Source organism: Microbacterium lushaniae (assembly GCF_008727775.1).
GTDB classification, from domain to species: domain Bacteria; phylum Actinomycetota; class Actinomycetes; order Actinomycetales; family Microbacteriaceae; genus Microbacterium; species Microbacterium lushaniae.
This window is the reverse complement of record NZ_CP044232.1, coordinates 2,486,974-2,499,301: the sequence shown is the minus strand read 5'-3', so window position 1 is coordinate 2,499,301 and position 12,328 is coordinate 2,486,974. Positions and strand designations below refer to the sequence as shown.

Genomic DNA, 12,328 nt, shown 5'->3' with positions numbered 1-12,328 from the left:
ATACCTTGCTCCGGCGCGGCCCGGCGCGGCCCGGCCCGGCCCGACCCCGCTGCTCCCGCCGACGCGTTCAAAACTCAGGAGATATCCGCCTTCGGGTCCTGTCTACGCCCGCCGCGTCGGCGTGTCTCCTGAATTTTGAACACGACCGGGTGCGCGACTTCTCCTCCCCAGGGGCCGACCGCCACCATCTGTGCACACCGGCGCCGAATGCCCGCCGGCGGCCACCTCGGCCGACCAGGGTGGCGGCATGCCTTGGGATGGTCGACCTCACGCGTTCGCCCCCGCACCGGTCCCGTTCGCTCGCTCCCGTGCGGATCTCCTTGCCGAGGGGTGGACCGGACGTGCCATCACCGCGGCGGTCCGCCGCGACGAGCTGGTCCGATCCCGCAACGGCGTCTACCTCCTGCCCACCGACGACGCCGACCTGCGAACGGCCGCGCGCGTCGGAGGGCGCCTCACCTGCGTGTCGGAGCTGCGCCGCCGGGGTGTCTTCGTCCTCAGCGTGTCGAAGGTGCACGTCCATCTTCCCGCCAATACGGGGCGGATGCGGGCCGTGGGCACCGAGGTGTTCCGTCATTGGGACGCCCCGGTGCGGCAACCGCATCCCCGGGCCTGCGCCGCCGAGCCCTTCGACGCGGTCCTTCACGCGGTGAGGTGTCAGGAGCCGCGGGCGGCTGTCGCGACACTGGACTCCGCGCTTCGCCTGGGTGTCATCCGCGATGACGAGCTCGGCGAGCTGTTCGCCTCTCTTCCTCGCCGATACCGGGTCCTGCGACGGATGCTGGATCCCCGGGCGGGGAGCGGACCGGAGTCGTTGATGCGCCTCCTCCTCCGCCGGCTCGGATGCTCATTCGACGTTCAGGTGGAGATCCGAGGTGTCGGGCGGGTGGACTTCGTCGTCGATGGATGGCTCATCATCGAGTGCGACAGCGAGGAGCACCACTCCAGCTGGGAAGCGCGCCGCGCCGACCTCCGCCGCGATCAGGCGGCCGCCGCGCTGGGCTACTGCACCTATCGGCCGATCGCCGAGGACATCATGTGGCACGCCGACCGGGTGCTCGCGGCTCTCCGCGGCCTGCTGGCGCGCGGGCCGGTAGGCCGTCGCCGCTGAAGCCTGGGCGGTTCGCCGCATCCATTTCGGTTCAAAACTCAGGAGACACGCCGTCGGCGGGGTCGCCGAGGGCGCCGAAGTGCGCGGATCTCCTGAGTTTTGAACGGGGCCAGGTGCGGCCGGTCGGCGGAGCTGGGTGGCGCGCCGGGTGGCGCGCCGGGCGGCGCGGCATGGCAGTTCACCGGCAGCCGCCGGCAGCGGGGGATGGAGGCCGCCGGGCGGTGGGGCGCAAGGTGGTTCAAAACTCAGGAGACACGCCGTCGGCGGGGTCGCCGAGGGCGCCGAAGTGCGCGGATCTCCTGAGTTTTGAACGGCGCTGCGCGCCCGTGCCGCCCGGAGGTGGGTGCCGCCGTCGAGGCGACGGCGGCTCAGCCGACGGCCGTGAGCACCTGGAGGCACGTCACGGCCGCGGCGGCCGACCACGCCTGCGGGCGGCACGCCGCCGGGTAGGGCACGGGGACGGGCGTCTCGGATGCGGCGTCGCCGGCGTGCAGCTCGGGCACCCGGTACGCGAACCCCTCGGCGGCCGCGAGCAGCCCGTCCACGGCCTGCGCGGCTGCGTCGAGCAGCCCGGCGCGCAGCAGCCCGTGGATCGCGATCGCGGTGTCGTGCACCCAGACGCTCCCGCCGTGGTACGACAGCGGCCAGAACCCGGCCGCCTGCGTCGACATCGTGCGGATGCCGTAACCGCTGGACATCGTCGGGGCCAGCAGCAGCCCGGCCAGGTGCGCCTCCTCGTCCGGCTCGAGGATTCCCGTACCCAGGAGGTGCCCGATGTTGCTCGTGAGCGTGTCGACCGGCTTCTTGTCACGGTCCAGCGCGACGGCGGGGTAGCGGCCTTCGGGGGTCTGCACCCAGTACGCCTCCGCGAAGCGCGCCTTCAGGTCGGCGGCCCATGTGCGCAGCCCGGCCGGGTCGTCGCCGTCGTCTCCAAACGCCGCCAGCAGGTCGGCCCCGCCCCGCGCCGCCTCGTATGCGTACCCCTGCACCTCGCACAGGGCGATCGGACCGGTGGCCAGAGTGCCGTCACGCCACTGGATGGAGTCGCCGGAGTCCTTCCAGCCCTGGTTGGCCAGCCCCGTCCCCATGCGGTCGATGTAGTCGAGGAACCCGTCGCCGTCGCTGTCGCCGTGCTCCCGCATCCATGCCAGCGCGCCGCGCAGCGCCGGCATGAGCTCACGCACCTCGGCGTCGGGCATGCCGGCCCGCCACGCGTCGGCGAGGAGGCAGATCCACAGCGGCGTGGCATCAACGCTGCCGTAGTACTGCGGCGGCAGCACGACGCCCTCACCGGGCAGCTCGATCGCGGAGGACCGCAGTTCGTGCAGGATCTTCCCCTGCTCCTGCGCGGTGGCAGGGTCGTCGCGGGTGCCCTGCAGGCGGGCCAGCACTCGCAGAGTGGATGCGGCCATCCCGGCGCCCAGCGGAAGGGTCAGGCGCGCCGCCCACAGGGAATCGCGTCCGAACAGCGTGAAGAACCACGGCGCTCCCGCCGCGAAGAACTCGTCGCCGGGTGCGTCGGGCAGTGCCAGGCGCAGGGCGTCGAGGTCACCCAGGGCCACCTCGAGCCAGCGGGCCAGCCGAGGGCCACCCGCCGCCGCCGCAGCGCCCACGCCCGCACCCGCGCCGCCGCCCGCCGCCCCCACGTCGCCCGCTGCAGCACCCACGCCGGCCGCAGCGACGGCCGCGCCGCGGGCCCACGCCCCGGGTGCGGCGGCCGCCTGCACGACGAGCGTGTCGTCACGAAGCTCGATCGCCCACTCCCGCACGGCTTCCCCGCGCGGCGGGATGTCCACCGCCCAGGTGACCACGACCGCCCCACCGTCGACTGCGACGTCGGCGCCCGGTGCTGCGGCCTCGAACCATGCGCTCGCCGCCCGAGCGGTCGCGGTCGCACCGCTCACCGCGATCTCGGCGTCACGCGGGGCGTGCGCGCCGGATTTCACGTCGTACAGGAGCGCGAAGTCGGGCACGAGCCGCAGCGTGAGCGTCGTGGACACGGCGTGCGGCGCGTGCGAGCGCACGGTGAAGGTCTCGCGCACGCGCCCGGCCTCGACGCGGCGATCCCGCGTGAGGCGCACTTTCGGGTCGGGGGTGGCGTCGTCCAGGGCCCGCAGCAGGCCGTTGAAGACGATGCGGGCGGGACCGTCCGGGGCGACCGAGATCCACTCGATGCGCGAGCCCGCGCACGACAGCTCGACGTCGCGGACGTGCCGCACGTCGCCGTGATAGATCCCGTCGATCGCCGCCGCGCTGTCGCCTCCGGCGCGCGACCACACCTGCGTGGGCGCGCGCAGCGCGATGACGGCATCGGAAAGCAGGGGCTGCAGCGGATGCGGCAGGCCCTCGTTCTCGCGGGTCATTCCTTGACCGCTCCTTCGCTGGCGTTCATGATGCGGCGCTGGAAGATGAAGAACACCACGGCGACGGGGATCGTCATGATGGCCGCGGCCGCGAGCTTGATGGGGTATTGGCTGCCCTGGCTGAGCTGTCCGCTCGCGAGCGAGGCGACGCCCTTGGTGAGGGTGGTCAGCTCGGGTGACTGGGTGGAGATGACGAAGTGGCTGAGTTCGTTCCACGAGCCCTGGAACGACAGGATGACGATCGTGATGAGGGCGGGGCGTGCCATCGGCAGCACCACCGACCAGAAGATCCGGAACGTGCCGGCGCCGTCGATCCGGGCCTGCTCCTCGACGGAGGCGGGGATGGATTCGAAGAAGTTCTTCATGATGAACACGCCCGCCGCATCCACCAGCAGCGGCAGCACCATGCCCGCATAGGAGTCGTACATGCCCAGCTGGTTGATGACGAGGAACTTCGGGATGAGGAGCACCACCGTGGGCACGGCCATGACGGCCACCAGCGCCGCGAACACGATGCCGCGGCCGCGGAAGCGGAGCCGGGCCAGCGCGTAACCGGCGAGGGAGTTGAAGAAGACCCGTCCGATCGTGACCAGGACGGTCACGATCGCGGAGTTGGCGAACCACGTGGGGAAATCCGACCGCAGGAACAGCTGCTCGTAGGCCGCCCACGTGAAGGGGGAGGGGATGAGGGAGACCGGGTCGACGGCGGCGCCGTCATTGGTCTTGAACGACGTGGCGACCTGGACGAGGAACGGGTAGATGTAGACGGCGGCCAGCGCGGCGAGCACCACGTAGAGGACGATCTGCCACATCAGCGTCTTGCGGGGGAGCCGGCGCCGGCGGGCGGGGCGACCGCGGTCGCCGCCGGTCTGCTCCTGCTCGATGAGCACGTCGGCCTGGAGGCCGGTGACTGCGGCGGTCATCGTGCCGTTCCCTTCCGCGCGGCCGGGCGCACCTCGTACTGCCGGGCACGACGGCGTGAGACCGGCCGGTCGCGGAGGAGGAAGCGCTGCAGGATCGTGAAGACGACGATGATGACGAACAGCACGAACGCGATCGCTGCGCCCTGACCCCACTCCTGCGAGATGAAGGCGGAGTTGTAGCTGAGGTACGCAGGGGTGAGGGTCGTCTTGCCGGGCCCGCCCTGCGTGCCCGTGTAGATCTGGTCGAACACCTGCCAGCATCCGATCAGCCCGAGCGTCAGCACCGTGAACAGCGTCGGCTTGAGCTGGGGGAGCGTGACCCGCCAGAAGCGCTGCCATCCGTTCGCGCCGTCCACCATGGCCGCCTCGTCCACGTCGCCGGAGAGGTTCTGCAGGGCGGCGATGAACAACAGCATGAAGGTGCCCGACGTGGTGAACACGGCCATCAGGACGAACGCCGACATCGCCACCGACGGGCCGGCGAGCCAGTCCCACCACGACACTCCGAGGAAGGTGCCCTGCGTGAGCGCCTCGGGGCCCGAGGTCACCCCGAAGACGCCGAGGAGATTGTGCACGACGCCACTCGGTTCGTTGAACCAGTTCGGCCCGTTGATGCCGATCCACGACAGCACCTGGTTGATCGCGCCCGACGTGGAGAAGAGGAACAGCCACAGCACCGTGATGGCCACGGTGCTCGTGACCGAGGGGAAGTAGAACGCCGTGCGGAAGAAGCCCCGGCCCCGCAGCACCGCGCGGTTGACCAGGACCGCCAGGAACAGCGACAGCGCCGTCTGCAGGGGGACCACCAGCAGCACGTACCACGCGTTGTTGCGCAGGGCGATGCCGAAGTCGCGTTCTGCGAGCCCGCCGCCGGTGGTGATGGCGGCATAGTTCTCCCCGCCCACGAAGCCGACGTCGCCGGCGAACGGACTGCCGCGGCCGTTCCAGTCCGAGAAGCTCACCCACAGCGCCATGAGCACCGGGATGAGGAGGAAGACGCCGAGGATGATCAGCACGGGAAGCGTGAAGATCCACCCGGCGGCCGCCTCGCCGCGCCGGAGCCCGGAGGACCCGGCGCGGCGCGACGGCGTCGATACAGCGGTCATGGCATCACTCCGACCCGATCAGCGGATGCCGGTCACTCGACGATCGCTTCGAGGTTGGACTGCACCGAATCCAGGATCGTCTGCGGGTCGCCGGTGGCCAGGGACTCCAGCTGAGCGTTGAAGTCGGAGATGACGTCGGCGGCCCCGGCGATGGTCGGCGGGAACTGCGCGTACTCGGCTCCGGCGAGGAAGGCCGCCAGCTCGGGGTTCTCGTCCGTCCAGGTGCCCGCGGCCGACTCGATCGAGGGCATCGGGCCGAAGGCCTCCGAGAAGGTCAGCTGCTGGTCGGTGCCGGTGAGGTATTCGACGAGGGCGAGTGCGGACTCCTGGTCGGCGCTGTCGGCGGCCATGCCCCAGCAGTTCGTGAACTGCAGCGTGCCCTTCCCGGCGGGACCTTGGGGAAGCTCGGCCACGGTGTAGTTGACGTCGGGGTAGTCGTTGGCCAGGGTGCCCGTGATCCAGTTGCCCTCGATGACCATGGCGGCAGCGCCCGTGCCGAAGGCCTCGCCGCCCCATCCCGCGCCGATGTCGGCCGCGAATGCGAAGCTGCCGTCGTTCAGGTGTGTCTGGACGTAGCTGAGCGCCTCGACGTTCTCCGGGCTGTTCGCCGCGGCCTGCCCGTCGACGAGCAGCCCTCCGCCGGCCTGTGCCATGAAGGCACCCAGCCGCTGGTATTCCGCGCCGAACGCCAGGCCGACCTGGCCGTCGCCGGTGAGGCGCTGGGCGGCGGTGGCGAGGGAGTCCCAGTCGGTGGGGATGTCGGCGTCGGTGAGGCCGGCCTCCGCCCACAGGTCGGTGTTGATGATGAGCGCGAGGGTGGAGAAGTCCTTCGGCGCGCAGTAGAACTCGCCGTCGAGGGTGAAGTTCTCCACGAGCGAGGGGTAGAAGTCGTCCTTGTTGGCCAGCTCGTCGCCGTACGCCTGGATCGAGCCGTTCTCCGCATAACCGGCCAGCGCCTCGGGGGCGAGGTAGAACAGGTCGGGCGGCGATCCGGCCGCGAAGCCCTGCGACAGCTGCTGCGGCAGATCGTTGGCCACCTGCACCTGGGCGTCGACGCCGGAGTCCTCCGACCACGCGGCGACGGCCTCCTCCACCGCGGTGGTCTCCGCCTCGCCGGAGGAACCGATCAGGACCGTGAGCGCGCCGTCGGCCGATTCCTCCGAGCCGCCCCCGGAGTCGTCGAATCCCGAACCGCACGCGGTGAGTGCGAGGGAACCGGTCACGAGGAGCGTCCCGGCTCCGAGCCAGACGCGCGTGGTGTGCCGTGTCATGTGTCTCTCTCCTTCGATGAGCCATGGCCGCGGATTTGAACGATCAAACCCAGTGGTCCCTTACCGTACGTACGCGGCATCCGCCCTGTCAAGGCGCGCGAGGAAGCGTCCTAGGATGGCGCACAGGACACGATCGGCGGGAGGTTCGATGGTCAAGGCCCCCACGGTCGACGACGTCGCGCGTGCGGCGGGCGTGTCGCGCCAGACCGTGTCCAACGTCGTCAACGCGCCGCACATCGTCCGGCCCGAGACCCGGGAGCGGGTGGAGGGCGCGATCGCGCAGCTCGGGTATCGCCCCCATGCGGCGGCGCGGATGCTGCGCACGCGGCGCAGCTCGACCATCGGCATCCACCTCGACCCGTATGCCGGCGGCATCTCCGGCGTCGTCCTCGACCGGTTCGTGCACGCCCTCACCGAGCGGGCGGGCGACCGCGACATGCGGGTGCTGGTGTATGCCGCGCGCTCACCGGAGGAGGAGGTGGCGCGTCTGACGGATCTTCGGGAGGGCGGCGAAGTGGATGCCGTGATCGTCACGGGCACGTTCCGCGGCGATCCGCGCACCGGCTGGCTGGCCGAGCACGCCCTCCCGTTCGTCTCGTTCGGCCGTCCGTGGGGCGAGGACGACGTGGATGTGCCCGCACACCTGTGGGTCGACGTGGACGGCGCCGCGGGCACCGCCGCCGCCACGCGGCACATCCAGCGCACCGCCGGTGGGCGCGTGGCCTTCCTGGGCTGGCCGGAGGGATCGGGCACCGGCGACGATCGCGAGCGCGGCTGGCGTGCTGCCGGCGGAGGGGGGCCGCGCTGGGCCGTGCAGGAGAGCGTCGGGGGGGCGCGGTCGGCGGTGACCACCGCGCTGGCATCGGGGGAGCCGGTGGACGGGATCGTCTGCGCGAGCGACTCCCTCGCCGTGGGCGCGCATCTGGCCGCCGTGGCGGCCGGAAGGGCAGAGCTTCCCATCGTCGGATTCGACAACACCCCCGCAGCCGAAGCGCTGGGCCTCTCCAGCGTCGAACAGCTGCCGGAGAAGGTCGCCGCCGGCGCGCTGGAGCTGCTCATGGGCGCCACCGGCAGCATCGTCGTGCCGCGGCCGGCGTCCTCCGGCTCGGCGCACGTGCTCGTCGAGCCGCGTCTCGTGGTGCGCTGAACGCTGAGCGGTGCGCTGAGCTGAACTCCTTACGGTTCAAAACTCAGGAGACACGCCGACGGCGGTGGCCCCGGTGCAGCCGAAGTGCGCGGATCTCCTGAGTTTTGAACGGCGCGGCGGTGAGCCAAGGGCGCTGTGCTGACCTAGGGCGTGGTCAGCGTGAGGTCGTCGGGCGGCGTCGTGCCCACCGCATCCCAGCCGCCGCTGTCCCACGTGAACACCGCGACGGCGGAGGTCGGCATGCTCACCTCGCGCCCGGCCAGCTCGCTGACCAGTTCGCTCATGCCGGGATCGTGGGCCACGACGAGCACTTCGTCGGCGCCGCTGTCACGGGCCGCCTGCAGGAGGGCCTCCGCCCCCGCGAGGTACAGGTCGTCCAGCTCACGCACCTCGGCGTCGAAGGCCGCCGCGAAATGCTCGGCGGTCGTGCGGGCTCGCAGCGCGGTGGAGGTGAGGATCACCTCGGGGCGCACTCCGGTGCGCAGCACGCGGCGGGCGACCTCGGGCGCATCGCGCTGACCGCGCGCGTTGAGCGGGCGGTCGTGATCGTCGATCGACGCGTCGGCCCAATCCGACTTCGCGTGCCGTGCCAGGGCCAGTTGGATCATGTCGTCACCACGGACTCAGGGTAGCGCTCAGCCCAGGGCGAGCGTTGCCACGGTGAAGATGACCGTCCCGGCCAGGGCCCCCACGATCGTGCCGTTGAGCCGGATGTACTGCAGGTCGCGCCCCACCATGAGCTCGATCTTCTCGGTCGTCTCGGCGGGGTCCCACCGCTCGACGGTCTCGGTGATGATCGAGGCGATGTCGTGTCGATAGCGGTCCACGACGAACACCGCCGCGTCGGTCACCCAGCCGTCCACACGGCGCTGCAGCGCCGCATCCGTCGTCAGGCGCTCGCCGATCTCGGCGACGGCCTGCTCGGCCCGTCGTCGCAGCCCGCTGTCGGGGTCCTGCAGCGCCGTCAGCAGGCCGCTCTTGGCGGTCTGCCACGCCTCGGCGGCCAGGGAGCGCACGCGCGGGCTGTCGAACAGCGTCGCCTTGGCGTCTTCGAGCTTGCCGATCGTGGCCGGATCGTGCTGGAGGTTGTCGGCCAGCCGGGCGAGGTAGCGGTCGATCGCGGCGCGGGCGGGATGCTGCGGATCGTCGCGCACGGCATCGACGAACGAGAGCGCCTGCCGGTACACGGTGTCGTCGACGAGGCGCTGCGCGACGCCCGGCACCCACGACGGCAGGCGACGCGAGACGAGGCCCGTGAACGCGTCCTGGTTGGCTGCGAGCCACGTGGCGACGGAGTCGGCGGCGAGGTCGACGGCGCCGGTGTGCGCGCCCGAGTCCACCACGCGGTCCAGCCAGCTGCCGATCGACGGGCCCCAGTCGGGGGCGATGAGGTGCTCGCGGGCGAGGTCTTCGATCACGTCGCGCACATCGTCGTCGCTCAGCGCGTTCAGCACCGCGGTGGCGGCGGTGGCAGCCTCCGCCGACACGCGCTCTGCGTGCGCGGGCTGGGCCAGCCACGCGCCCAGCCGCGCGGCCATCGGCGTCGTCTCGAGCTTGCCGCGGACGACCGGGGCGGAGAGGAAGTTCGTCTCCACGAACTCGCCGAGGCTGCGGCCGATCTCGTCCTTGCGGCGCGGGATGATCGCGGTGTGCGGGATGGGAAGACCGAGCGGGTGGCGGAAGAGCGCCGTCACGGCGAACCAGTCGGCCAGCGCGCCGACCATGCCGCCCTCCGCCGCAGCGCGCACCCACTGCACCCACGGATACCGCTCCTGGAGCGGGAACGACACCGCGAACACGATCGCCATGAACACCAGCGCCCCCAGCGCGACCGCCTTCATGGTGCGCAGGGCGCGGCGCCGCTCCTGGTCGGCCGGGCTCAGCAGAGCGGTCGGTGTGGAGTGCATCCGGTCATCCTCGCACGCGCGTCCTCGTCGCGGGCCGCGCGTCAGCGCTCCTGCGGGCCGAGCCACGCCGTGGCGGCGGCGGCGTGGGCCGACTCGGGGTCGGAGGGGTGGAAGAGGCCGGCGAGGACGTCGCGGTACAACCGGGACAGCTCGTTGCGGGAGAAGTAGGACGAGCCGCCGGCCACGAGCATCGCGTCGTCGACGACGCGCTTGGCCGTCGTCACGGCGCGGTGCTTCACGCCCGCCAGCAGCGAGAACCACCGCCCCCCGTGGTCGACCAGCCCGTCGACGTCCCGCGCGAGCGCCGACAGCTGCGGGGGCAGCGCGTCGTAGGCGATGCCCATGTCGGCCACGCGCCAGCGGATGTCGGGGTCTTGCGCGTACGACGTCCCCGTCTTCTTCGAGCGGCGCGTGGACGCGGCATCCACCGCCAGCTCGAGCGCGCGGCGCGCGACCCCCGTGTAGACCGAGGCCAGCAGGATCTCGAACACGGCGAAGATGCCGAACACGAGCGGGTCGGGCTGTGGCCCCGGATCCACCCGCCGCGCGATGCGGTCGGCCGGGGCGACGGCGCCGTGCAGCTGCGTCGTGCGGCTCTGCGTGCCGCGCATCCCGACGGTGTCCCAGTCCTCGCGCGTGATGACGGCGTCGGTGCGGGGAAGGAAGCCGTAGACGAGCTTCGGCGCGTCGGGGGAGGTGGTGTCCAGGCCGTGGACGCCCAGCTGCGTCCAGACGGGGGCCAGGGAGGTGAAGATCTTCGTGCCGGTGAAGGCGTAGCCGCCGTCCGCGGTGGGCTCGGCGACGGTGTCGCTGCCGAACAGCACGAGGTCGTTGCCGGCCTCGCTGATGCCGAAGGCGAAGACCTCGCCGGCGGCGGCGCCGGTCTGGACGAAGGCGAGGTCGTCGACGCCGCGGTCCTGCAGGACCTTCGCCACGCCCGTCCACACCAGATGCATGTTCACGGCCAGTGCGGTCGCCGGGGCCGCTGTGGCCAGTCGCTGCTGGAGGACGGATGCCTCGGCCAAACGCAGGCCCGATCCACCCCGGTCCTCGGGCACGAGGATCGCGAGGTAGCCGGCGTCGCGCAGGTCGTGGAGGTCGTCGACGGGGAAGGTGTTCTCGCGGTCGTGGACGGCGGCGCGCTCGCGGATGCGCTCCAGGAGCTCGTCGGGAAGGTGCTGGGCGGGGTCGAACGCGGCCGTCATGCCCCCATTGTCGCGCGCGCGGGGATGGGCGGGTCGATCGCGGAGGTTCAGCCCACGGCCGCGAGGAGCGCCGCGATCGTCTCCTCCGGCTTGTCGCGGTGCGGCGAGTGGCCGGCTCCGGCGACCACCGACATCGTCACGACCGGGTTCTGCCGCACCTCCTCGGCCAGCGCGCCGGAGAAGATCGAGTACACGGCGGGGTCGGCGGCGATGATGTGCGTCGGGCACGTCAGTCGCGCGGCGGCGCCGCGGACATCCCACGCCGGATTCTGCAGGCTCGTCTGCTCGACGGCCCACGCGCTGGCCTGCTGGGCGGAGAGGGCCTTCAGCTCGATGTCCTGCGGGTGCCACCCGGGGTGCTCGGCACGCACGGCCGCGGTGGTCGGGTCGGCGAAGGCGCGTTCCTGGCTTTCGCGGACGATCTCCCGGTCGCGGGAAGCGAGGTGGATGGCGGGGTCCACGAGCACGAGGCGCCGCGTCCAGCCGGGGTCCTCTGCCGCCACCACGGTGGCGGCAGCCCCTCCCAGCGAGTGCGCGATGACGAGGTCCCACTGTTCGGCGTCGTCGGGCCGGGTCTGGCGGATGTCGGCGGCGTACGCGTCGATCCGGTAGTCCAGTGCGCGCGGGGCCGTGCCATGACCGCGCAGGTCGACCGCATCCGCCCGCCATCCCGCCTCGGCCAGGGCGACGCCGTAGCGCCACATGAGGGCGCCGTTGGATCCGAGGCCGTGGACGAGGAGGGCGCGGCGGGGGGCCGAGCGGTCGCCCCAGGCGAGGCGGGGGAGGGTCACGGCGAAGGTCATCCCCCCATGCTATTCACGGCCGCCACGGCCCCCATCCGGGGCCGGGCCGACACAATGGAGGGATGATCTCGACCGAGGCGGCCCTCGCCCTGCGTGAGGCAGGGCTGGAGTGGCGGCCGCGCTCGGGCGACCGGTTCCAGCTGGACGAGCCCGAGTTCGACGCCGACGTGTTCACCGTGAGCGACATGACGATCGAGCCCCGGTCCTATCCCACCGGCACGATCCTCGCCTTCAACGGCACGACCGAGTGGGCGCTGGACTCCGTCGCCCTCGAAGACGCCCTGTGGCTGCCCTCCGAGGGGCAGCTGCGCGAGATGCTGCGCGGCTCCTTCCGGCATCTCCGACGGCTCGGCGACACGCACGAGGTGGAGATCGTCTTCGCCGGCGAGCGCCGCACGTTCCAGCATCCCGAGCCGGCCGACGCGTACGCGTTCGCCGTGCTCGCGCTTCTCGCGCGCATGGCGTGAGCGGTCGCCCTCCCGCGAGCCGGCC

At 71.9% G+C, this 12,328-nt stretch carries 11 protein-coding genes; 3 read left to right on the top strand and 8 right to left on the bottom strand.

The features are described 5' to 3' along the window. The first annotated feature begins 247 nt into the window (after positions 1 to 247). Positions 248 to 1,111, top strand: a complete 864-nt coding sequence (locus F6J85_RS11940) for a hypothetical protein (protein WP_150925260.1) — start codon at positions 248 to 250, stop codon at positions 1,109 to 1,111. Positions 1,112 to 1,479: 368 nt separating this feature from the next. Here F6J85_RS11940 and F6J85_RS11935 read toward each other — a convergent pair whose 3' ends face one another. The 4 genes from F6J85_RS11935 to F6J85_RS11920 all read right to left on the bottom strand — a co-directional run bounded on the left by F6J85_RS11935 (position 1,480) and on the right by F6J85_RS11920 (position 6,774). After that, the gene (locus F6J85_RS11935; protein ID WP_150925258.1) at positions 1,480 to 3,474 is read right to left on the bottom strand and encodes a glycogen debranching N-terminal domain-containing protein; all 1,995 of its coding nucleotides are present in this window, start codon (positions 3,472 to 3,474) and stop codon (positions 1,480 to 1,482) included. Further along, a complete protein-coding gene (locus F6J85_RS11930) occupies positions 3,471 to 4,286 on the bottom strand; it encodes a carbohydrate ABC transporter permease (protein WP_238707119.1) in 816 nt (271 codons plus the stop codon). The genes F6J85_RS11935 and F6J85_RS11930 overlap by 4 nt, the downstream gene beginning before the upstream one ends. Positions 4,287 to 4,393: 107 nt before the next feature. Then, positions 4,394 to 5,503: a carbohydrate ABC transporter permease gene (locus F6J85_RS11925; RefSeq protein WP_150925255.1), complete on the bottom strand. Its 1,110-nt coding sequence runs from the start codon at positions 5,501 to 5,503 to the stop codon at positions 4,394 to 4,396. 32 nt (positions 5,504 to 5,535) lie between these two features. Then, positions 5,536 to 6,774 carry a sugar ABC transporter substrate-binding protein gene (locus tag F6J85_RS11920; protein ID WP_150925253.1) on the bottom strand — a complete coding sequence of 413 codons (1,239 nt, stop codon included), beginning with the start codon at positions 6,772 to 6,774 and terminating at the stop codon, positions 5,536 to 5,538. A gap of 148 nt (positions 6,775 to 6,922) precedes the next feature. On the opposite strand from F6J85_RS11920, the gene F6J85_RS11915 reads away from it, so the two are divergent. Beyond that, entirely contained in the window at positions 6,923 to 7,921 is a 999-nt protein-coding gene (locus tag F6J85_RS11915; protein WP_150927408.1) for a LacI family DNA-binding transcriptional regulator, read from the top strand. 143 nt (positions 7,922 to 8,064) lie between these two features. Here F6J85_RS11915 and F6J85_RS11910 read toward each other — a convergent pair whose 3' ends face one another. Genes F6J85_RS11910 through F6J85_RS11895 form a run of 4 tightly spaced genes read right to left on the bottom strand, consistent with a single transcriptional unit; the run spans position 8,065 to position 11,836 of the window. Further along, complete coding sequence (locus tag F6J85_RS11910) at positions 8,065 to 8,529, bottom strand: SixA phosphatase family protein (RefSeq protein ID WP_150925251.1); 465 nt, start codon at positions 8,527 to 8,529, stop codon at positions 8,065 to 8,067. A gap of 27 nt (positions 8,530 to 8,556) precedes the next feature. Continuing rightward, a complete protein-coding gene (locus tag F6J85_RS11905) occupies positions 8,557 to 9,828 on the bottom strand; it encodes a DUF445 domain-containing protein (RefSeq protein WP_150921203.1) in 1,272 nt (423 codons plus the stop codon). 41 nt (positions 9,829 to 9,869) lie between these two features. Continuing rightward, positions 9,870 to 11,033, bottom strand: coding sequence for an acyl-CoA dehydrogenase family protein (locus F6J85_RS11900; RefSeq protein ID WP_150925249.1), 1,164 nt, complete (start codon positions 11,031 to 11,033; stop codon positions 9,870 to 9,872). A 47-nt stretch (positions 11,034 to 11,080) separates the two neighbouring features. Continuing rightward, positions 11,081 to 11,836 (bottom strand): alpha/beta fold hydrolase, encoded by a 756-nt coding sequence (locus F6J85_RS11895; RefSeq protein ID WP_150925247.1) that lies wholly within the window; start codon positions 11,834 to 11,836, stop codon positions 11,081 to 11,083. Between the two features lie 62 nt (positions 11,837 to 11,898). Between F6J85_RS11895 and F6J85_RS11890 the strand changes: the two genes are divergently transcribed. After that, entirely contained in the window at positions 11,899 to 12,303 is a 405-nt protein-coding gene (locus tag F6J85_RS11890) for a pilus assembly protein CpaE (protein ID WP_150925245.1), read from the top strand. Positions 12,304 to 12,328 lie beyond the last annotated feature (25 nt).